The sequence below is a fragment of the Gaetbulibacter sp. PBL-D1 genome (genome assembly GCF_050509525.1).
Taxonomy (GTDB): domain Bacteria; phylum Bacteroidota; class Bacteroidia; order Flavobacteriales; family Flavobacteriaceae; genus Gaetbulibacter_B; species Gaetbulibacter_B jejuensis.
Window position 1 is genome coordinate 168,437 of record NZ_JBNWKB010000007.1, and the last position, 22,370, is coordinate 190,806.

Annotated in this window: 22 protein-coding genes and 1 pseudogene; 11 read left to right on the forward strand and 12 right to left on the reverse strand. The window is 32.9% G+C overall.

Annotation, left to right across the window (positions count from 1 at the left end; genetic code table 11):
• The first annotated feature begins 20 nt into the window (after positions 1–20).
• Genes ACQ0RB_RS07935 through ACQ0RB_RS07950 form a run of 4 tightly spaced genes read left to right on the forward strand, consistent with a single transcriptional unit; the run spans position 21 to position 1,885 of the window.
• Complete coding sequence (locus tag ACQ0RB_RS07935) at positions 21–530, forward strand: DUF4199 domain-containing protein (RefSeq protein ID WP_430497664.1); 510 nt, start codon at positions 21–23, stop codon at positions 528–530.
• Positions 531–536: 6 nt separating this feature from the next.
• Complete coding sequence (locus ACQ0RB_RS07940; RefSeq protein ID WP_430497665.1) at positions 537–995, forward strand: DUF1801 domain-containing protein; 459 nt, start codon at positions 537–539, stop codon at positions 993–995.
• A 1-nt stretch (position 996) separates the two neighbouring features.
• The gene (locus tag ACQ0RB_RS07945) at positions 997–1,383 is read left to right on the forward strand and encodes a VOC family protein (RefSeq protein ID WP_418510561.1); all 387 of its coding nucleotides are present in this window, start codon (positions 997–999) and stop codon (positions 1,381–1,383) included.
• A 55-nt stretch (positions 1,384–1,438) separates the two neighbouring features.
• Positions 1,439–1,885, forward strand: a complete 447-nt coding sequence (locus ACQ0RB_RS07950) for a YtxH domain-containing protein (RefSeq protein WP_430497668.1) — start codon at positions 1,439–1,441, stop codon at positions 1,883–1,885.
• 154 nt (positions 1,886–2,039) lie between these two features.
• Here the strand turns inward: ACQ0RB_RS07950 and arsB are convergent, their stop codons facing one another.
• The 8 genes from arsB to ACQ0RB_RS07990 all read right to left on the reverse strand — a co-directional run bounded on the left by arsB (position 2,040) and on the right by ACQ0RB_RS07990 (position 9,409).
• A complete protein-coding gene (gene arsB / locus ACQ0RB_RS07955; protein ID WP_430497670.1) occupies positions 2,040–3,080 on the reverse strand; it encodes an ACR3 family arsenite efflux transporter in 1,041 nt (346 codons plus the stop codon).
• A gap of 2 nt (positions 3,081–3,082) precedes the next feature.
• The gene (locus ACQ0RB_RS07960; protein ID WP_430497672.1) at positions 3,083–3,694 is read right to left on the reverse strand and encodes a protein-tyrosine-phosphatase; all 612 of its coding nucleotides are present in this window, start codon (positions 3,692–3,694) and stop codon (positions 3,083–3,085) included.
• Positions 3,695–3,907: 213 nt separating this feature from the next.
• Positions 3,908–4,375: a DUF6428 family protein gene (locus ACQ0RB_RS07965; RefSeq protein WP_430497673.1), complete on the reverse strand. Its 468-nt coding sequence runs from the start codon at positions 4,373–4,375 to the stop codon at positions 3,908–3,910.
• A 48-nt stretch (positions 4,376–4,423) separates the two neighbouring features.
• A complete protein-coding gene (locus ACQ0RB_RS07970) occupies positions 4,424–4,756 on the reverse strand; it encodes an ArsR/SmtB family transcription factor (protein ID WP_129760861.1) in 333 nt (110 codons plus the stop codon).
• 63 nt (positions 4,757–4,819) lie between these two features.
• The gene (locus ACQ0RB_RS07975) at positions 4,820–5,836 is read right to left on the reverse strand and encodes a carboxypeptidase-like regulatory domain-containing protein (protein ID WP_430497675.1); all 1,017 of its coding nucleotides are present in this window, start codon (positions 5,834–5,836) and stop codon (positions 4,820–4,822) included.
• Positions 5,823–7,655: a GNAT family N-acyltransferase gene (locus tag ACQ0RB_RS07980; RefSeq protein WP_129760859.1), complete on the reverse strand. Its 1,833-nt coding sequence runs from the start codon at positions 7,653–7,655 to the stop codon at positions 5,823–5,825. Before ACQ0RB_RS07980 ends, ACQ0RB_RS07975 begins: the two co-directional genes overlap by 14 nt.
• A 22-nt stretch (positions 7,656–7,677) precedes the next feature.
• Positions 7,678–8,928 (reverse strand): aspartate kinase, encoded by a 1,251-nt coding sequence (locus ACQ0RB_RS07985; protein ID WP_430497677.1) that lies wholly within the window; start codon positions 8,926–8,928, stop codon positions 7,678–7,680.
• Position 8,929: 1 nt separating this feature from the next.
• On the reverse strand, positions 8,930–9,409 hold the full coding sequence (locus ACQ0RB_RS07990) for a GNAT family N-acetyltransferase (RefSeq protein ID WP_131508705.1): 480 nt from the start codon (positions 9,407–9,409) through the stop codon (positions 8,930–8,932).
• Positions 9,410–9,531: 122 nt separating this feature from the next.
• On the opposite strand from ACQ0RB_RS07990, the gene fbp reads away from it, so the two are divergent.
• A complete protein-coding gene (gene fbp / locus ACQ0RB_RS07995; RefSeq protein ID WP_430497679.1) occupies positions 9,532–10,542 on the forward strand; it encodes a class 1 fructose-bisphosphatase in 1,011 nt (336 codons plus the stop codon).
• A 55-nt stretch (positions 10,543–10,597) separates the two neighbouring features.
• Here the strand turns inward: fbp and ACQ0RB_RS08000 are convergent, their stop codons facing one another.
• Positions 10,598–11,029, reverse strand: a complete 432-nt coding sequence (locus tag ACQ0RB_RS08000) for a TerB family tellurite resistance protein (protein ID WP_430497681.1) — start codon at positions 11,027–11,029, stop codon at positions 10,598–10,600.
• 194 nt (positions 11,030–11,223) lie between these two features.
• On the opposite strand from ACQ0RB_RS08000, the gene mfd reads away from it, so the two are divergent.
• Entirely contained in the window at positions 11,224–14,598 is a 3,375-nt protein-coding gene (mfd, locus tag ACQ0RB_RS08005; protein WP_430497683.1) for a transcription-repair coupling factor, read from the forward strand.
• 32 nt (positions 14,599–14,630) lie between these two features.
• Entirely contained in the window at positions 14,631–15,941 is a 1,311-nt protein-coding gene (locus ACQ0RB_RS08010) for a TlpA family protein disulfide reductase (protein WP_430497685.1), read from the forward strand.
• A gap of 69 nt (positions 15,942–16,010) precedes the next feature.
• Here ACQ0RB_RS08010 and lysM read toward each other — a convergent pair whose 3' ends face one another.
• Together lysM and ACQ0RB_RS08020 are read right to left on the reverse strand one after the other, a co-directional pair.
• Positions 16,011–16,508: a peptidoglycan-binding protein LysM gene (lysM, locus tag ACQ0RB_RS08015; RefSeq protein WP_129760852.1), complete on the reverse strand. Its 498-nt coding sequence runs from the start codon at positions 16,506–16,508 to the stop codon at positions 16,011–16,013.
• 212 nt (positions 16,509–16,720) lie between these two features.
• Positions 16,721–17,671 carry a nicotinic acid mononucleotide adenyltransferase gene (locus ACQ0RB_RS08020; protein WP_430497687.1) on the reverse strand — a complete coding sequence of 317 codons (951 nt, stop codon included), beginning with the start codon at positions 17,669–17,671 and terminating at the stop codon, positions 16,721–16,723.
• Positions 17,672–17,804: 133 nt separating this feature from the next.
• On the opposite strand from ACQ0RB_RS08020, the pseudogene ACQ0RB_RS08025 reads away from it, so the two are divergent.
• From ACQ0RB_RS08025 to ACQ0RB_RS08035, 3 genes and pseudogenes are all read left to right on the forward strand, one after another.
• Positions 17,805–18,805: pseudogene (locus ACQ0RB_RS08025) on the forward strand (NAD(P)H-dependent glycerol-3-phosphate dehydrogenase).
• Between the two features lie 51 nt (positions 18,806–18,856).
• Positions 18,857–19,225: a hypothetical protein gene (locus tag ACQ0RB_RS08030; protein WP_430497689.1), complete on the forward strand. Its 369-nt coding sequence runs from the start codon at positions 18,857–18,859 to the stop codon at positions 19,223–19,225.
• A gap of 89 nt (positions 19,226–19,314) precedes the next feature.
• Positions 19,315–19,764, forward strand: a complete 450-nt coding sequence (locus ACQ0RB_RS08035) for a hypothetical protein (protein WP_131508693.1) — start codon at positions 19,315–19,317, stop codon at positions 19,762–19,764.
• A gap of 35 nt (positions 19,765–19,799) precedes the next feature.
• On the opposite strand, the gene ACQ0RB_RS08040 is transcribed toward ACQ0RB_RS08035, so the two are convergent.
• Positions 19,800–20,195, reverse strand: coding sequence for a hypothetical protein (locus tag ACQ0RB_RS08040; protein ID WP_129760847.1), 396 nt, complete (start codon positions 20,193–20,195; stop codon positions 19,800–19,802).
• 70 nt (positions 20,196–20,265) lie between these two features.
• Here ACQ0RB_RS08040 and ACQ0RB_RS08045 point away from each other — a divergent pair.
• A partial coding sequence (locus ACQ0RB_RS08045; RefSeq protein WP_430497691.1) for an alpha/beta fold hydrolase occupies positions 20,266–22,370 on the forward strand: 2,105 nt, incomplete at its 3' end.

A 22,370-nucleotide genomic window follows, 5' to 3' on the forward strand; every position in this document is an offset into this window, starting at 1 on the left:
AAAACTAACTAACTAACAACATGAAAAAAACTGTACTAAAATATGGTGGCTACGGACTTATAACTGCCGCTGTTTTATTCTTTTTAGCATTAACCTTTGGTAAAAACTTAAGCTATTCGGCTCAAGAAGTTATTGGTTATGCGTCAATGATTGCCTCATTATCATTTATCTTTTTTGGGATAAAACACTATCGCGACAAAGTAAATAATGGTGCTGTAAGTTTTGGAAAAGCTTTGGTTATTGGCTTATTAATTTCAGCTTTAACTGGACTTGGAATTGCTATGGTTGATTATATATATACAACCGTAATTAACCCTGATTTTGCTTCAGAATATTTAGAAGTCACTTTAAAAACTTATGAAAGTACTTACTCTGGTGCAGAACTAGAAGCTAAAAAAGCTGAACTCACACAACAAATGCAAGATTATGGTGGCTCTGGATTTATGGCTGCCTTAATGTTTGTAACCGTTGTGTTAATTGGGTTTGTGCTATCTTTAATATCTGCTTTAATTTTACAACGAAAAAAATAAATTATTATGCAATACAAAGCATCATCTCCCGAAGATTATATAAGTCAAGTTCCGGAAGAACGTCAAGACGTTTTAAAAACATTACGCAAAACCATTAAGGCCAACTTACCAAAAGGCTTTGAAGAAGGTATTCAATATGGTATGATAGGCTATTATGTACCACATAGCAAATATCCTGATGGTTACCATTGCACACCAGAAGAACCATTACCATTCATGAGTTTTGCTTCACAAAAAAACTCAATAAATCTTTACCATAGTGGTATTTATGCAGTACCAGAAATACATGATTGGTTTGTAAACGAATACCCAAAACACAGTAAGTACAAGCTAGATATGGGGAAAAGTTGCGTGCGTTTTAAGCGTATTAATGATATTCCAATGGAATTAATTGCTGAACTCTGCACAAAATTAACTCCAGATCAATGGATAGACATATACGAAACCAACCTTAAAAAGAAATAAAATGAAAAAACGCGTTACAGGTATTGGCGGATTGTTCTTTAAAACAAAAGATCCAAAAGCAACAAAAGACTGGTACAAAAAGCATTTAGGGTTTAACACCGATGATTATGGCTGTACCTTTTGGTGGAAAGATAAAGAAGGTAACGATTGCTCAACACAATGGAGTCCATTTACTGAAGACACAGCGTATTATCAGCCTTCAAAAAAAGATTTTATGTTTAATTATCGCGTAGAAAATCTTGAAGAATTACTAAAAACATTAAAAGACGAAGGTGTTACCATTGTTGGAGAAATGGAAGAATACAGCTACGGAAAATTTGGTTGGATTATGGATAATGATGGCAACAAAATTGAACTTTGGGAACCTATTGATAAAGCTTTTTTGTAAACCATTATATTTTTTTGTTACCTTTAGACTTCTAACCATATAAACAAATTTACAAATGTCAGATGAAAAAAATTTAAGCGACGACCTTAACGATATGTTAGACGACGCAAAAGATGGTGCAAAAAAAGCAGCAGACAAAGCAGAAGATATTGCTGATGACGCTAAAGAAAAAGCAAAAGAATTTTCTGAAGATGCCGCTGAAGTGCTCAGTGATGGTAAAAATGTTGCTGTAATTGCCCACATCACTTTAATAGGATGGATAATTGCCTTAATTATGAATAGCAGCGAGAAAAAAACAGAATACGCTTCTTTTTATATAAGACAAATGTTGGGCATTGCTATAATTGGTATTGTTCTTGGGCTAATTCCTATTGTTAATTTTGTTGGATGGATATTAACAGTAATCTTATGGATAATGAGCTTAGTTGGAGCATTAAGTGGCAAGAAAAAAACCGTTTTCCTACTTGGCAATCAATTTCAGGATTGGTTTAAATCCTTATAATAAATACAACTTTTTAAAGAGGTCGTCAAAAAAAGAATTTATTTTGTCATTTTGAACTAAAGTGAAAAATCTCATAATTATAAAATCAATACATTATAAAATTTGAGGTTTTTTGTTTTACTCTGAATGACACTTTTTTAGGCAGCCTCTTTTTTTATGCTAAAAAATATTTTTTTCTGAGCCAAAAGGCTACTTTAACTAATAGTATTAATGCAGGAACTTCAACTAATGGACCTATAACACCTGCAAATGCTTGACCAGAGTTTAGCCCAAACACTGCAATAGCAACAGCAATTGCTAATTCAAAATTATTACCTGCTGCTGTAAAAGCCACAGCTGTGGTTTTATTATAATCTGCTCCCATAGCTTTTGTTACAAAAAAGCCAATAATGAACATTATGGTAAAATACAATAGCAACGGAATAGCTATAATAACAACATCCATTGGAATTTCAACAATCAGTTCTCCTTTTAAAGAAAACATGACTATAATTGTAAATAATAATGCGATTAAAGTTAATGGTGAAACTTTAGGGATAAATGTATTGTTATACCAATCTTCTCCTTTGAGCTTTACTAAAATCAATCGGCTTAAAATTCCTAAAACAAAAGGTAAACCAAGATAAATTGCTACACTTTCAGCAATTGTAGCTATGGATATGTCTACAATAGCTCCTTCAAATCCAAAATATGGTGGTAATACAGTTATAAATATCCAAGCATAAAAACTATAGGCAAACACCTGAAAAATGCTGTTTAAGGCTACTAATCCTGCTCCATACTCGCTACTACCTTCTGCAAGGTCATTCCAAACTAAAACCATAGCAATACAACGTGCTAACCCAATTAGTATTAACCCAACCATATATTCAGGATAGTCTTGTAAAAAGATAATGGCTAAGGCAAACATTAACACAGGACCAATAATCCAATTGAGCACCAAAGAAATGGATAGAATCTTCACATTTTTAAACACCTTTGGTAACAGTGCATAGTTAACTTTTGCTAATGGAGGATACATCATTACAATCAACCCAATAGCTATGGGAATGTTAGTAGCTCCACTACTCATAGTATTTATACGCTCAGGAATTGTTGGCACAAAGTATCCTAAAGCAACACCTAATGCCATAGCTAAGAAAATCCAAAGGGTTAAGTTTTTGTCTAAAAAGCTAAGTGATTTTTTTGCACTCATAATTATTGATTTACATTAGAAAACACATAAAATAGCTCTGCTGCTATTTGCAAGCTACGCTCTTTATATTTTGCTTCTTGTTCTGGAGTACCATCAAAAGCTTTAGGATCTTCAAAAGTAATAGGAATACGTTTCTCAGCTCCTGGTACAAAAGGACAACCTTCATCGGCTTGCGAGCAAGTCATTATTGCAGCAAAACCCGAAGTTGGGTTAAAAGTATTATCCATACGCTTAGAAAAGCCAATGATAGGTTGCGCATTTTCAGCATATTTAATGGCATATACAGGATTATATGCTTCAGACAGTTTTTGAATTTCAAAACCTGATTGCTCTAATACGTTTACAACCATAGGAAACAATGCAGTAACTTCTGTTCCTCCTGAATAGCATGTTACTGTATGAAAACCGAAATGTTGTGCTATAGCTTGTGACCAAATTTGTGCTAAATGACTTCTTCGGGAATTATGGGTACAAATAAAATTAATATTAACAGGTTGTCCATTATCAATTTTACTTTGAATAAACCCTACAAGTGGCTGCAGTGTCTCTTTTCGGTCTTCTGAAATTGAATTTGTAGTTAAACTTTCAATTACTGAGGTTAGTTTTTCAAACATAACTAAATTTTAAAACGTTAAATCATTGTGCATTTTGAGAATAAATTTGTCAATTCGAGTGATTTTTTGAAACAAAGTGAAAATCGTATCGAGAATAGAATTTAAGCTTCTAAAAACTTGTTCTCGATACAAAATTCTTTTAGAATTTCACTCGAACTGACAGTTTTGCTGAAAAAATTCTCAAAATGTACAACAGGTAAAGTTATTATTGTATTAACAGCAATTACCATCTGGTGAGCAACATGGTTCGTTACTTAAATCGGCTAGTTTTAGTTTTGGTTTTTTTACAGGAATTCCACAATTGTCTTTTGCTAAACAATCAGTCTGTTTTGTGGTTAATAAAAAGTGAGTACCATCAAACTCTAACCCATATTTTTGAATAGACTCTCCTTGGTATTCTACTTCAATGTCTAAATTTTCCAAGCCTAGTTTAGCTTCAGAAAGTTCTATAATATGGATTAACTTTTCTGGATGCAGCCTGTGATTATAATCATTTGCACTCCAAAGCTGTAAACTTATAACGCTCTCGTTACGTAATGTGCCTCCACAATCGATAAATTTTTTATCAATTTGCCCTACTTCAGTCACATGAAAATGACTTGGTACTAAACTACCATTTGGCAGTTGAAATGCAATCTGCTGTAATGGTTTTAAATTTGTTTTTAATTCTGAAAGTTTCATTTTAATATTGTTTTATTGCGATATTGCGATTAATTAAGATAAATTTTTTTAGCAGCAATTAGATGCATCATCCATATCTTGATCTAAGAACTCTGCAAGTAATTGCTTCATTTGGCTCCAATTATTAGTATCAATACAGTAACACACACTTGTGCCTTCAATTGTGCCTTTAATTAAACCTAATTGTTTTAGTTCTTTTAAATGTTGAGATATGGTAGGTTGTGCTAAACCTATTTCGTTTACCAAGTCACCACAAACACAGCTATTGGTTTTAAATAGGTATTCTAAAATAGCTACACGAGCAGGATGCCCAAAAGCCTTAGCTAATTGTGCTATTTGGTTCTGCTTATCTGTAAATATTTCTGACTTTGTTAAACCCATCGTTTTATTTATTCATTGCAATATTACGATAAATGTCTTTTGTGAGCAAATTATTGCGTTAAATTATTCAGATAACATAAAATCAAAAGGTAAAGAGTCTCCAATACGTTGGTTACCCATATGACCTCCAAAAAGTACTTGGTGTATTGGAGAGTGATTACCATATTGGTCTATAATAAACTCGTCAACCCTCGACTCCATTGCAGACTGTTCATTATCATACAAAATGCTTAGTTTATTCAATAGTTTAACTCCTACAGCTTTGCTACTATCTATTTGTTTTACATTGATGTATCGATAAGGGTTGACTTTAAATCCACCACTAAAAATTTGATAACCTTCTTCTTCAAGTTGTTTTTTAGAAAGTGCTCTCATAAAGTGAAGCACTGAACCTTTATAAGCTTTATTCCTAGATTTAGTAGTTTTTTTAGAATTGGATTCTTCCAACTCTTTATAAAAAGATGTACCAGTATAAATTACTGAATTGATGAAAAAACGGTCTCGCTTAATGTTGATATGATAACTTATATCAAAATCCTTAATTTCAAAAGACACCAAATATTGTAATTTTTCATTCTTAATTAAAATAGGTTTTTTAGAACTTGCGCTTAAGGTTTGAGTTTTCTTATTATATCTTAAAATAAGGTCTTCTTCATTAAGTATTGTGCACGATTTGGCATTATCAGAAAACCCTAAAAATTGCTGTCTAAACTGTTGTAGTTTTAGTTCTTTTGGCATTCCATCATCTGTAGTAATCACAACCTCATCTAAAGCATCAATATCTTCTTGAAGCAACACTTTGTAAAACTTACCAACTTGATAATTGGTTATAATCATTCTCTTATAACCTAAAAAAGAAATAACTAAAGGCGAGGTAATTCCTTCTTGATACTCAATACTAAATTCACCTTTATCATTAGTAGAAGTGCCAATTGTAGTGTTGTCAAAATATATAGCAGCACTTTCTATAGGTTGGTTTGTAGCTTGGTCTAAAACAAGTCCGCTTATGGTTTGGGAACAAACAGCAAAATAGCTTAAAAACAAAAGTCCTGTTAAGACAATGTGTTTAAGCTTCGCCATTGTTTTCAGTGAGTTTACGCTCTAATTCAGCCTGAAATTCTTCCATTACAGGTTTTACTGTACTTTCAGGTAAATCGGCAATTTTTATGTACATCAAGCCATCAACCGAGTTATTAAACAATGGATCCACATTAAAAGCAATTAACCTTGCATTTTGTTTAATATACTTTTTAAGTAGTACTGGTAGCCTAAGAGCTCCTGGTTCAACCTCGTCAATAATTTTATCAAATTTATTTAAGTCGGCTTCGGTTTCATCAAACACAAAATCCTTATCAGCATCTTTAAGTTTTACCTTAAACTCTTTTTTAGGGTGAACGTATTGCGCTAAATATGGATCGTAATAATGCGATTTCATAAACTCAATCATTAACGACTTTGAGAAGTTTGAAAACTGATTACTAATACTAACACCTCCTATTAAATACTTATGCTCAGGATGCCTTAACGTAGTGTGTACAATACCTTTCCAAAGTAAAAACAGAGGCATTGGCTTTTGTTGATATTCTTTAATAATGAACGCTCTTCCCATTTCAATAGATTCGCTCATCATTTTATAAAGTTCGGGTTCAAATCTAAATAAATCTTGAAGGTAAAATCCGTCTATACCATAGCTTTCATAAATTTTAGAGCCTAATCCCATACGATACGCTCCAGCAATGACTTTTGCCTCATCGTCCCATAAGAACATGTGGTGGTAATAAGTGTCAAAAGTATCTAAGTCAATAGCTTCATTAGTACCTTCTCCTACTTCCCTAAAAGTAATTTCTCGCAAACGACCTATCTCTCTAAGTATATTTGGGATATCTTTTGCTTGAGCTAAAAACACTTCGTAATTTTTACTTTGTAGCAATCTTAAATCGTTATCTCGTAAGGTTTCCACCTCTTTTATCATTACGTCCGAAGCAATAGGAGTTACAATACGTTTTGGTGGTTTTGGCACTTTTAACGTTGAAGATATGTTGCTTAATAAATTTCCTTTTTCATCAAAGGAATTAGAAAGCATATAGGTTTTTCTTCGTATAAATTCAGAAAACTCTTCGAGTGTTTTATGCTCTTTTTGATCGCTTAATGTTATAGGACGACCAATCCTTACTTTAATTGTTCTTCGCTTTTGGGTTAACAATTCAGAAGGTAACTTAGCAGTTCTAAAGGTGTCGCTTATTTTAGACAGTTTGTAAAACAACTGACTGTTTTTTGCGTGAAAATATATAGGTACAATTGGCACTTCAGCTTTTTGAATCAGCTTCATTGCTGCTTCTTCCCAAGGCCTATCTACAACTAACTTTCCGTCTCTGTAAGTAGATACTTCTCCAGCAGGAAATACACCAAGTGGATGTCCATCTTTTAAATGCATAATAGCATTTTTAAATCCTGTAATGCTAGACTTGGCATCTTTTCTATCCTCAAACGGATTTACAGGCATAATGTAAGGTTTTAAAGGCTCAATTCTGTGTAATAAAAAATTGGCTATAATTTTAAAATCCTCGCGTTGTTCTAGCATTAATTTGAGCAACAAAATACCATCAATACCACCAAGTGGATGGTTTGAAACCGTTATATAAGCTCCATCTTTAGGCAATCGTTTTAAGTCTTCTTCAGGAATTTCAAATTTAATTTGAAACTCTTCTAAAATACCGTCTAAAAACTCAAGTTTTTCAAGGTGCTTATTACGATTGTAAATTTTATTGAGTGTAGATATCTTTAAGGTCTTCATTAGCAACCAACCTACAAATGTTCCTATAAATCCATACTTATCCATTTGTATGGCTTTAGCGACTTCTTTGGCTGTTACTAATCCAGATTTTGGTTGCTTGGTCATACTTACAAATGTAATAAAATGTTTATTTAGTAACTATTTGAACGGTTTCTTGTGTTAATTGCTTTAATAACACCTCTTTATCTTGCTCTAATTGGTTAATTGCAACCTCATTATAATGCCTAATGGTGTATAAAGATACGTTTTCGGTACAATTAACTTTAAATTTTGCTTTTAAATGCTGCAATAAGGTTTCTAGGTTGCGATAGCCATCATCTACACATACCGAAAAACTAATGGCAGAGTTTTGTATGACATCTACTTTCATTTTGTATTGATGCAATAAATTGAATATATCACTGATATTTTCTTCTACGATATAAGAAAAATCTAATGACGATAACGAAATGAGCACTTGTCCTTTTTTAACAATAAAACACGGAATATTAGGCTCAATACCACTGGTTTTGCATACTGTGGTTCCGTTGTTATTTGGATTTAAAAACGACTTTACATGTAAAGGAATTTCCTTTCGCTGTAATGGTTGTAAGGTTTTTGGATGAATTACTGAAGCTCCATAAAACGCTAGCTCAATAGCTTCTTTATAGGAAATGGTATTGAGTAGCTGTGCATTTTCAAAATAACGAGGGTCAGCATTTAAAACTCCTGATACGTCTTTCCAGATGGTAACACTTTCAGCATTTAAACAATAGGCAAAAATCGCTGCTGTGTAATCGCTACCTTCTCGACCTAAAGTTGTCGTAAAATTGTTGGCATCACTACCTAAAAATCCTTGTGTAATGTTTAAGACATTGTTTTGAAACTGTTTTGTAATATTGGTTTGAGTCGCTTCCCAATCAACATTAGCTCTTCTGTAATAGTTATCGGTTTTTATGTAGTCACGAACATCTAACCAAGTGTTTTTAATCCCTGAAGCATTTAAGTATTCACTAACAATTGTGGTAGAAACCAACTCACCATAACCTATAGTTTGGTCGTACACAAAATTGTAATCTGGAGATTTATTTCTGTCAAAAAACAATGATAATTCATCAAATAGGTTTGCTACTTTTTTAAAAACAACATGTTGTTCATTATCAAACAAATCTAAAAGTATAGCATTGTGAAATTTTCGAACATCTTGAATAGAACTTTGTAACTCACTAGGATTATTAAAGTAATTGCCAATAACTACTTCTAAAGCATTAGTGGTTTTTCCCATTGCTGATATAACTACCAGCGTATTTTTATAACCTACATTTTGCAATACTTTTACTAGGTTTTTAACACCTTCAGCATCTTTTACTGATGCTCCTCCAAACTTAAATACCTGCATGCTATAATTTTGAAATATAATTTTTAATGGCTTGTTCATCTAGATGTACTACGTCCCAATCTCTCATTACATTAGCTCCTTTTTTTTCATAAAAATCAATTGCAGGTTCATTCCAATCTAGTACTTCCCAACTCACACGTTTTACATTTAACTTTTGACCATATTTAACTACTTCATCCAGCAACGCTCCTCCCAAACCATAACCTCTTTTATCTTGCTTTACTATTAAATCTTCAAGATGCAAAACTTTACCTTTCCATGTTGAAAATCGAGTGTACACCAATGCTATACCAGCAATATTTTTTTCTGCTTCAGCTACAAAACAATGAAATGCAGGTTGGTTGCCAAAGCCGTAATTTTCAAGATCGTTAACCGTTATTTCAACAGCATCAGGTTCTTTTTCATAAACCGCTAATTCGTTTATGAGCTCAAGTACTTGAGGCATATCAGTTTTATTTGCAGATCGAATAGTAAATTCCATAACCTAATTTTTGATACTCAAAGATAACCTAAACTTAAGGATTATATTATATAAACTTCCACGAAAACGTTGTAGTTATCGTAAAAAATAAGATATTTGTACAAACAATCAACACACACTTCATGTCTCGAAAAAATCAAACTTTAGGAGAATTTATTATTGAAAACCAAGCTTCATTTAAATACTCTTCAGGAGAACTTTCAAGATTAATTAACTCCATAAGATTAGCTGCTAAAGTTGTAAATCATGAAGTAAACAAGGCTGGTTTGGTTGATATTATTGGAGCTGCTGGCGAAACAAATATTCAAGGTGAAGATCAACAAAAACTAGATGTATATGCCAATGAAAAATTTATCCAAACCTTAACCAACAGAAATATTGTTTGTGGTATTGCCAGTGAAGAGGAAGATGACTATGTGTCTATAAACAGTCAGGATGAAAACAACCAAAACAAGTATGTGGTTTTAATCGACCCTCTTGATGGTTCTTCAAATATTGATGTTAATGTTTCTGTGGGTACTATTTTTTCGGTTTACAGACGCATTACTCCTGTTGGAACTCCTGTAACCATGGACGATTTTCTTCAAAAAGGAAGTCAGCAAGTTGCAGCTGGATATGTGGTTTATGGTACCTCAACCATGTTGGTTTACACTACAGGTGATGGCGTTAATGGCTTTACTTTAAACCCAGCAATTGGTACATTTTATTTGTCACATCCAAACATGCAATTTCCACTTGATGGTAGAATTTACTCTGTAAACGAAGGAAATTACATTCACTTTCCGCAAGGGATTAAAAACTACATCAAATACTGCCAAATGGAAGAAGGCGACAGACCTTACACTAGTAGATATATTGGTTCTTTAGTTTCTGATTTTCATAGAAACATGATTAAAGGCGGTATTTACATGTATCCTAAAAGTTCTATGAACTCCAATGGAAAACTACGCTTGCTCTATGAATGTAACCCAATGGCTTTTTTAGCTGAACAAGCTAACGGGAAAGCAAGTGATGGTTTTAATAGAATTATGGACATTGAACCAACTGAACTCCACCAGCGTGTACCATTTATATGTGGTAGCAAAAACATGGTTGAAAAAGCCGAAGAGTTTATGAGGAATGCTGAAAATTAAACATAAAAAAAGCGAACAAAATTGTTCGCTTTTCTTTTTTTATAACTACTGAATATTATCTATTCATTGTTTTAATTTCATCCATAAAAGTATCAATATCAACACCTTCATGCACTAAGCTTAACGCTTTATCAGTAACATACTTAGCGTTGTCTGCTCTAAACCCAAGACCAACACAAAGTTTTTCAAGTATAATAACCTGATCATCAGACTCTATATGGTCAACCCATACCATACGTGCCAAATCGTACAAACGCTCTAAACGTCTATCGTAAGATGTTGGAGGGTTAATAGGATGCGTTTTATAGTCTTTTAATATTTGCTTATAATCGCTATCACTAATATCTAAATTTCTAGCTAATCTATCTAAAAAAGCACGTTCTCCATCAGTGATAATTCCGTCACTCATTGCAACTCTTACTATGGCTGCAAAATGGTCTTCATTACGTTTTCTAAAACCACTATCAAATAAATCTGAAATTGACATATATTCTTGTTTTTTAAAGTCGTGCAAACCTACATATTATTTTTCTTTTTTTAATCATAAAAGACTAATAAAAAGGTTGACTTCTTCCTTAATTTTAAATAAAATACACTTAGAGTAAATATACTATTTATTAATAGTTTTTAAACATAAACTAAGTCACAAAATTTTATATTTGCACCACAAAATACATTGTCTTGAGTAAATCCATCCTCTCGCAAACCTATGCACAGACTTTGCAAACGCAAAATCTGCAGACTGCTATTGCCCAATCCCAAAGTAAAACACACCTTAAAGGACTTATTGGTTCCTCTTTATCTTTTGTAATTACAGAAGTTTTTAAACAAGCTGACAAACCTTTTTTATTGGTTTTTAATGATAAGGAAGAAGCTGCCTTTTACCTTAACGATTTAGAATTGATGCTCAATGATAAAGACGTTTTGTTTTATCCAGGAAGCTATAGAAGACCTTATCAAATTGAAGAAACCGATAATGCTAACGTGCTTTTACGTGCAGAGGTTTTAAACCGCATTAATTCGCAAAAAAAGCCTGCAGTTATTGTGACCTATCCTGATGCTTTATTTGAAAAAGTAGTTACCCGAAGAGAGCTAGAAAAAAACACCTTAAAAATTAAGGTTAATGATAACTTGTCTATCGACTTTGTAAACGAAGTTCTTTTTGAATATAAATTTAAACGTGTTGATTTTGTAACCGAACCTGGAGAATTTTCGGTACGTGGTGGAATTGTAGATGTGTTTTCATTTTCGCACGACGAGCCTTATCGTATTGAGTTTTTTGGTGATGAGGTGGACAGCATTAGAACCTTTGATGTGGAAACTCAACTCTCAACCGAACAGGTTAAAAAAATCAACATTATACCCAATGTTGCCAATAAATTTTTAGAAGAAACTAGACAAAGTTTTTTTAAATACATTGCTCAAAAAACAGTAGTGTTTGCTAAAAACACTAACCTTCTATTTTCAAGAATTGATGACTTTTTTAGTAAAGCCGAAGACGCTTTCCAAAACCTTTCAAAAGACATTAAACATGCTGAACCTGATGAGCTGTTTTGCAATTCGGCATTGCTTAAAAAACAATTATTAGAGTTTACTTTAGTAGAATTTGGCTCAGAAGCTTTCTTTAGTAATGCGTCTGAAAGTAATAGTGCTATTACGTTTAACACGTCACCTCAGCCATCATTCAATAAGCAATTTAATCTGTTAATTGATGATTTAAACTCAAATCATAATAAAGGTTACACCAACTATATTGCATGCGTAAGTGAACAGCAAGCCAAACGTTTTCATGATATTTTTGAAGATGCTAGTGCTGAGCGCAGTCGAAGTATAGAACAAGAAGTACACTATCAAACCATTGTGTTGTCTTTATTTCAAGGTTTTGTTGACCATGATGCTAAAATAACCTGTTATACAGACCATCAAATTTTTGAACGCTATCATAAGTTTCATCTTAAAAATGGTTATGCTAAAAAGCAAGCTATTACCTTAAAAGAACTTACCAATTTAGACATTGGCGACTATGTAACCCATATTGATCATGGTATTGGGAAATTTGGAGGGTTACAAAAAATTGATGTCGAAGGAAAAAAACAAGAAGCCATCAAACTTATTTATGGCGAGCGTGATGTACTGTATTTAAGCATTCACTCATTGCATAAAATTACCAAGTTTAATGGTAAAGACGGGAAACCTCCAAAGGTTTACAAACTAGGAAGCAAAGCATGGAAAACCCTTAAACAAAAGACCAAGTCTAAAGTCAAAGAAATTGCTTTTAACCTTATAAACCTGTATGCTAAGCGAAAGCTAGAAAAAGGCTATCAATACAATCCTGATAGCTATATGCAACACGAGCTAGAAGCATCTTTTATTTATGAAGATACACCAGACCAAAGTACTGCAACTGCTGATATAAAAGCAGATATGGAAAGCGAGCGTCCAATGGACAGATTGGTTTGTGGTGATGTAGGTTTTGGTAAAACCGAAGTTGCCATAAGAGCTGCTTTTAAAGCCGTAGACAACGGTAAGCAAGTAGCGGTTTTAGTGCCTACAACTATTTTGGCTTATCAGCATTATAGAACGTTTAAAGAGCGTTTAAAAGATTTTCCTGTAACTGTTGATTACCTCAACCGTTTTAGAACTGCAAAAGAAAAGCGTGAAACCTTAGAAAACCTATCAAAAGGAGGTGTAGATATCATTATTGGCACACATCAATTGGTTAATAAAAATGTAAGCTTTAAGGATTTAGGATTGCTTATTGTTGATGAAGAACAAAAATTTGGTGTTGCAGTAAAAGAAAAATTAAAAACCATTAAAGACAATGTTGATGTGCTTACACTCACAGCAACACCTATACCTAGAACACTTCAGTTTAGTTTAATGGCTGCAAGGGATTTATCGGTTATTACAACTCCTCCACCAAACAGATATCCTATTGAAAGTCACGTAATCAGGTTTAACGAAGAAACCATAAGAGATGCTATAACTTATGAAATACAACGTGGTGGTCAAATTTTCTTCATTCATAATCGTATTGAAAACATTAAAGAAGTGGCTGGTATGATTCAGCGTTTAGTACCTGATGCTAAAATTGGTATTGGTCATGGACAAATGGATGGTAAAAAACTAGAGCAACTTATGTTAGGGTTTATGAATGGCGATTTTGATGTTCTTGTAAGTACAACCATTGTTGAAAGTGGATTAGATGTACCAAACGCCAACACCATTTTTATAAACAATGCCAATAACTTTGGGTTGAGTGATTTACACCAAATGCGTGGTCGTGTAGGAAGAAGCAACAAAAAAGCATTTTGCTATTTTATTACTCCAGAATATTCGGCTATGACTAATGACGCTAGAAAACGTATTACTGCCTTAGAGCAGTTTACCGAATTAGGGAGTGGATTTAATATTGCCATGAAAGACCTCGAAATTAGAGGCGCTGGAGATTTATTAGGAGGCGAACAAAGTGGCTTTATAAATGATATAGGTTTTGATACCTATCAAAAAATATTAAATGAAGCTATTGATGAATTAAAAGAAAACGAGTTTAAAGATTTATACAAAGACGATGGTAAAGAACGAGACTACGTAAAAGACATTACTATTGATAGTGATTTTGAACTCTTGTTCCCTGATGATTATGTCAATAACATTGCCGAACGTTTAAACCTGTACACCAAGTTAAACGATATTAAAACCGAAGCTGAGTTAGATAAATTTGAATCAGAAATTATAGACCGTTTTGGTGAGTTACCAACCCAAGTTATCGACTTAATAAACAGTGTTCGTATAAAATGGATTGCGACAAAAATTGGTTTAGAAAAAGTGGTGATGAAACACGGTAAACTAGTAGGTTATTTTATTAACGATCAACAAAGTGGTTTTTATCAAAGTAGTGGATTTACCAAAGTGTTGCAATTTGTACAAACACACCCAAAAGCCTGTAAGATGAAAGAAAAGCAAACCAGAAATGGTTTACGATTATTGCTTACATTTGATAATATAAAATCAGTTCATCAAGCTTTAGCTGCTTTAAAGCCTATTTTGGCTTGATAATTGGTACTTATTTTGAAAACTAAAAACACATGAAAAAACTATTTATACTTGCAGTTTTATGTCCTTTTTTAATGGTTTCACAACATAAAATTGAAGGAAACTTTCAACCAGTAACAGATTATACTTATGCATTTTTATACCATTCTACACCAACAGGCTCAAACTATATAGATAGAGCTGAACTTGATGAAAAAGGTGATTTCAGCATTTCTTTTGATTCTACTACTGGTCCTGGAATCTATAAAATAGTGTATGCTTTACCTCCTGAAGAAAATAATTTTGACTTTATCTACAACGGAAAAGAAGATATTTCATTTACCTATAGTGATGACAAAGGCTTAGAGTTTACAGCTTCAAACGAAAATAAATTGTGGTCGTCCTATACCAAAAGTATGGAATTGGTAAACATGACAATTAGCAATTTTTACACTCAAGAAAGTACCGACAAAAAAGCGTTTAAAGATATTTTTAAAACCTTAAAAGATACTCAAACTGCTTTTGAAGATGCCTCAAAAGGGACAATGGCAAATGTATTTATTGTTGCTAATAGGCCTTACGTACCAACAGAGTATGAAGACATCTCTACTTACTCTGCAAACCTTAAAGCATCTTATTTAAAACATGTAGATTTTAAAAGTGTGTTGTTGCAAAGTTCAGATTTTTTAACTGATAGAGTTTTGGCGTATGTTTTTGGTATGTCGGCAAGTACTAGCAACGAAACTCATTTAAAAGATATTGACACTTTAATGTCGTATATGAATGGTGTTGATGCTACTGTAAAAGTATCGTTATTAGAACTGATTTGGCATCGTTTTTCAACCTTACAAAATGACGATGTTGCCAATGCAATTACTGACAAGTACCTTTTTGATTTGGCAAAAGCAACTCACAATGACCAACTCGCTGAATATATTAGTGTTTATAAAAACAATTCAATAGGGAAAAAAGCACATAATTTCGATATCGCTATTTCTAAAAATGGAATAACTACAACCACTTCATTACATGATTTAAATAGTGCAGAGCATTACATTGTTGTTTTTTGGAGTAGCACTTGCGGCCATTGCTTGGAAGAACTTCCTAAGTTAAAACAATTAATGGCTTCAAAACCTGATTACAAAGTCATTGCTGTTGGTTTAGAAGATGAGAATACGAACTGGCAAAAACAAATTGCTAATTATCCTGATTTTATCCATGTGCTTGGTTTAGGAAAATGGGACAACCCAATTTCTAATGCCTATGGTGTTGGGTCAACACCTTCGTATTTTGTCTTGGATAAAAACAAAACCATTACAGCAAAGCCTTATGACGTTGAAGCACTAACAACGCTTTTGAAATAATACTTTAATATACTGTATAAAAAAAGCCAACGTAATTGCGTTGGCTTTTTTTATGCATGAGTATTATGCTTAGTCTAAATGCGGAATACGCAATACTTGTCCTGGGTAAATTAAATCAGGATCTTTAAGCATTGGTTTATTAGCTTCAAAAATCACAGGATACTTCATAGCATTTCCATAGAATTTTTTAGCAATTTTACCTAAAGTGTCTCCACTTACAACTGTATGAAACTGAGCTTCTGGCTCTACATGCTCAACAGTCATTTGGTCATCAACAGTAGCAATACCTTCGGTATTACCTACAACTAATACTACTTTTTCTTTTGTTGCTTGATCATAAGCCATACCTGAAATAGTAGCTAAATCGTCGTTAATATGTACTTTTAAATTCTCTACTTTTAATTGCAAATCAGAAATTGTTTCTTCTAGCTTGCCTGCTGCTGCAGTTTCTGCTTTTAGTTTTGCCTCAGCTGCTGCCTCTGCCGCTTCAGCAGCTTCTTCTGCATCTGTTTTTCCTATGCCAAAAACTTTTGCTCCAGCATTTTTAATGAATGAAAATAAACCCATAATTATAATGTTTAAGTGTTAATAGTTATTGTTTCTTGTAAAGTTTAAAAAAATATGTTTTAAATCCAATTAATGTTAGTAATTAAAATGTAAACAAATCTTCATATATATGACACACAATATCACCTTAAAGTCACATAAAAATCCAAAAGAAAACGCTCAACTAGAACTATCTAGTTGAGCGCTATGGAAACTAAATAACCAACCAAAATTTAGCTCCTTGTATTTTCTCTTGGGTTCTCTTTTTTCTCTGTTTTTTGCTTACGTTTTTTCGCTTCATTGGTTTGTTTAACCATTCTTCCTTCTGCATTTGCTTCTCTCATAAATTGTATGTATCCATTACCTGTAAATTCATAAATTGTTCCAGAAGATGGATGGTACAGTTCTATAGTTGCATCATTTAAAACGCTTAATTCAAAGTATTCATTGTCAAAATAATCATAATCTAATGTTAATGTTTTTAGATACATGTTATTTGAGATGTCTCCTACTCCATAAACACCTGTATAATCCCAATAAATATTGTTTGGGTTTGAGACATTTACGTCTTGAGAACTTCTAAACTCTGAATCATTTCCACCAGCTAAAAACTGAAGATAATTTTCATTATCAAACTCATTTAGCATTCCTTGTTGACTTGTATAGGTCTTTTCCCAAGCTTCATACTCTTGAAGAAAATAGTGGATATTGTCATAAAACACATAGTCATAATCAAACGTGCTACGTTGGTAACCATGTAAAAAATATGAGGTATCATTAAACGGATTGTAAAGCTCAATGGTATTATTATCTATTTGGTATACATCAAAAGTTTCGTAACCATCAATATCGTGGTACACATCCAATATCATATTATAAGCATCATAATCTGCTACTGGAATTCCAAAACCGTTACCTTGGTTACCAAAACCAACTAGGTTGTTGTTAGCATACATTACTCCATTTCTAAACGAAACTGTAAATGCTATTTGTAAAAATGGTGTTTCGCCATAACCTATAGTTTGGTTAATATCTACATACCACAATTCATACGAGCTCAATAATTGATGTAATGAAATTGTTGGTGTGTTATTATAGTTATCAACAATAACTTCTTCTCTGTAACAAGACGTCAATAAAGTTGCTGTAAAAGCAAGTGTTAAGAATAATTTTATAGTCTTCATAATCCAACAATTTTAGGGTTAATAATTTTAAGGTTTCAAAACGCGTGCCAAAAATTAGTTGTGCTTTATACAATGTTAACCTTAAAGACTTATATTTTGTGTATTTTTGAATATAGAATTTGAAAATAATTATATGAACAACCCTTTAAAATATGCTGTTTTTGGTTCAGGAAGTTGGGCCACTGCTATTGTAAAAATGTTATGCGAAAACCTTGATGAAGTTGGATGGTACATGCGTAGTGTTTACATAAAAGAGCATTTGCTTAAAGAAGAACACAACCCAAGTTATTTAAGTTCGGTTGAGTTTGATATAAACCAATTAAAGCTAAGCAACGACATTAATGAAATGGCTAATTATGCTGATGTACTTATTTTTGTAGTGCCTTCGGCTTTTATGCATTCTGAATTAGAAAAACTCACTGTAGATATTACTAAAAAAACCATTGTTTCGGCTGTAAAAGGTATTATTCCTGAATCTGGTTTATTGGTAGGTGAACATTTTCATGATATTTACCATATTCCTTTTGAAAACATTGCTGTAATTGCTGGTCCTTGTCATGCAGAAGAAGTCGCTTTAGAACGATTATCGTACCTAACCATTTCTTGTGCTGATAGTAAAAAAGCACAGGATATTGCTGATAAACTTTCTAGCGATTACATACAAACCAAAATTAGTGACGACGTTATTGGTACCGAATATGCTGTAATGCTTAAAAACATTTACGCTATTGCTGCTGGTATAGCACATGGTTTAGGTTATGGTGATAATTTCCAAAGTGTATTGATGAGTAATGCCATAAGAGAAATGAAGCGTTTTATTAAAAAAATGCACAAAATGAAACGCAACATCAATAACTCTGCATATTTAGGAGATTGTTGGTTACAGGATATTCTACATTTTCTAGAAACCGAATGTTTGGTAACATGATTGGTAAAGGCTACACTGTAAAATCGGCTCAAATGGAAATGAACATGGTTGCCGAAGGTTACTATGCCACAAAAAGTGCACATTTATTGAACGAAAAAAATAAAAAGAAAACACGTTTACCTATTGTAAACTCAGTTTACGAAATACTATATGAAGGTAAAAACCCTAAAAAAGTATTTAAAAAATTGACCGAAAAATTAGATTAATATTAACGTATTTAATCTTTACACCTCAATTCTTTAAGTTACATTTGTGCCATGAAAAAGTTAGTATCTTTTCTTTTATTAGCTTGCTCCTTATTTAGTTATAGTTTTTCATCGACTGCTGTCCCTGAAAAAACTATAACCGATTCGGTATTGCTTTTTTCTAAAGCTGAAAAAGAAACAGTTACTTCACCTTCAAAACCTGCACTTTTAGCAAGCAGCATTGAAACCAATGTTGTTTTTCTTTCAGACTCAAGAACTGGACCTTCACCTTTAGGGTTTAAAAACTCTACATATATTCAAAACAAGGTGTTTAGTTTACACCATGCCTTAACAAGTACTGTTCAGTTTAAACACTATAATAAAACCATAGTTCCCTTTAGAGCTATTGATATTATTTTCCCTTTCCATACGCATTGGTAAACACATTTTACTGCATTTAAAAATTTAAACACTGCCAGCTTTTAAAGCTAAGCAGCAGTAATTTATTACACACTTATTTTAAAATAACAATGAATACAAACAGCACTATAATAGGAGTTGCAATAGCTCTATTATGTTGTATGCCTTATGCGTTTATATACTTTTCTAGAAAAAAGAAGCAAAAGCAAACAATAGCAACATTTAAAACTATTGCGTTAGAACACAACATTCAAATTGATGAATTTGAAACTTTAAATACAAATACCATTGGTATTGATAAAACAAACCGAAAGGTATTATTTGTTAAAAACAACGAAACAACAATTGTAGACTTAAAACAAGCTAACTATTGTTATATTAATGAAGAAAAAAGCAAAACACAATCAATAAGTACTATTGATATTTGTTTTAATCTCTCTAATAAAGAACATCAAAAACTAACCGTTTTTGATAATGAAGATGGTTTTATGCTAGATGGAGAAATTCAATTTTCCAATACTTGGGTAAACACCATTAATCAGCATATTAAAGCTGCATAATTACCTTTTAAAATAAGCCTTGTTTAAAACGAGGCTTATTTTTTTAAAACCCCTTTTACTTTCATTAACGGAATAGCTTGTAAGGCACGTTCATTAATAGTGTTTTTTCTAAACACATAGGTTTTTTCAAACATAGTATTACCTTCAAAAAAAGTAACTTTAAACTGATTGTTAAGCGCAAAAAGTTCCTCTTGTAACAATTCAATTTTAGCATAGCTTTTTGCAGGTAGCTTATCTATCTTTTTTCTAAATGTAGATGTTATTTTTTGGTCAGAATATCCATTAGTAACAATTAAAACCACATCTAGGTCTTGGTCTTTATCATTAATAATATATGCATTCCAGTCTTGGGTTTTGTAAACATCATTAAACTCGTTTACTACTGCTATATAAACACCTTCCACCTCTGGGATTTCAATATCTTTTTTCATCTTATTTCTTGCTTCTACAGAAAACCTTTAAATTAGACGCAAAATTAACGCATTACTTTAAAAAAATACAATGAAACACGTTTTCTCTGCCCTAATTATTCTATTTGTTTCTTCCTTTTCTACAGCACAAACCAACAACAATTCTCCTCTTACTATTGACCAAATTATGCAAGGCGAAGACTTTGTAGGTTATTTACCAACAAATATTAGTTGGTCAGACGATAGCAAAGACATTTATTTCAGTTGGAATCCTAATAACGACACCATTCGTTCTAACTATAAAGTAAATATCAACACCCAAAAAATAGAAGCACTTTCTTTTGAAGACGAAAAACAACGCAGTAATGCTGGAGCGCTCTCAAAAGACGGTAAATGGAGCGTTTATGAAAAAGGAGGAGACCTCTTTTTACTTAACATGTCAAATTTTAGTAAACGACAAATTACCAATACTATAAATAGAGAATCTAACCCAATGTTTTCGGGAGACCAAAAACATATTGTTTACCAACAAGACAATAACCTTTTTCAATGGACAATTGAAGATGGAAGCATTACCCAACTTACTAATTTTAAAAGCGGAAATGAGCGTCCTGAAAGTAAACGCAACGCGCAAGACCAATGGCTTTACAATGACCAATTGGCACATTTTGACATTCTGCAAAAACGTAAAAACGAAAGTGATGCTAGCAGTTACCGTAGAGAACAAATACAGTTTAATCGTCCTGAAGCAGTTTACATAGGTGATAAAAGCCTTTTTGATATTGACCTTTCTCCAAATTTAGATTACGCTATTTACAGGCTTTACAGTCCTGCAAACGATAAAAACACTATAGTACCTGATTATGTTACTGATAGTGGTTACACTACAGATCTTAACGCTCGCGCTAAAGTTGGCGGACCTCAATACACTACCGAAGCTTGGGTTTTAAACTTAAAAACAGGTGAAACACACCAACTAAAAACCGAAACTATTGAAGGCATTAAAAACAAACCTGCATTTTTAAAAGACTATGCCGAAACTACTGAAGATTACAATCCTGAATACGAAAACCAAAGACCTGTTTATGTAGATTCTCCTGTGTTTTCACAAGATGGAAAAGCTGTAGTAAACATTACTTCGCAAGATTATAAAGACCGTTGGATTATGTTAGTAGACCTTAGCAACGGAAACTTAAAACTTATCGATCATCAACATGACGATGCTTGGATTGGTGGACCAGAAATAGGTTGGTTTGCCAATGGTGTTGTTGAGTGGATTGACAATACTACTATTTGGTTTAAATCAGAAAAAACAGGATATGCACACTTGTACACTGCCAATGTAAACTCAGGAAAAATAAAAGCACTTACCGAAGGTAATTTTGAAATTCAGCAAGTAACACTTTCTAAAGACAAAAAAACCTTTTACATCATTAGCAATAAAGAAAGTGCGCACCAAACCCATTTTTATCACCTACCAGTAAAAGGAGGAAAAATGGTACAAATCACATCTCAAAAAGGTGGTCATGAAGTTTCTATTTCACCAGACGAACGTAAACTGGCTGTAAGATATTCGTACACCAATAAACCTTGGGAATTGTATGTTATGGATAACAAAGCTGGTGCAAAAATGACACAACTTACTGAGTCTACAACCGATGCTTTTAAATCCTATAACTGGACTGAAGCCGAAATTATAAACTTTACTGCAAGAGATGGCGCACAAGTACCAGCAACACTTTACAAGCCTAGTCCTGACAAAAACAATGGTGCAGCAGTAATTTTTGTTCATGGTGCAGGATACTTACAAAACGTTCATAATTGGTGGTCGTCTTATTATAGAGAATACATGTTCCATAATATTTTAACCGATAATGGATACACTGTTTTAGCTATAGATTTTAGAGCAAGTAAAGGTTATGGTAGAGATTGGAGAACAGCTATTTACCGTCACATGGGAGGAAAAGACCTTAACGACCAAATTGATGGTGCAAAATACCTGGTTGAAGAACATGGTGTTTCACCAGATAAACTAGGAATTTATGGTGGCTCTTATGGTGGTTTTATAACGCTTATGGCTATGTTTAAATATCCTGATACTTTTAAAAGTGGTGCAGCTTTACGCTCAGTGACCGATTGGGCACATTACAACCATGGCTATACCGCAAATATTTTAAACACACCTGTTGAAGACCC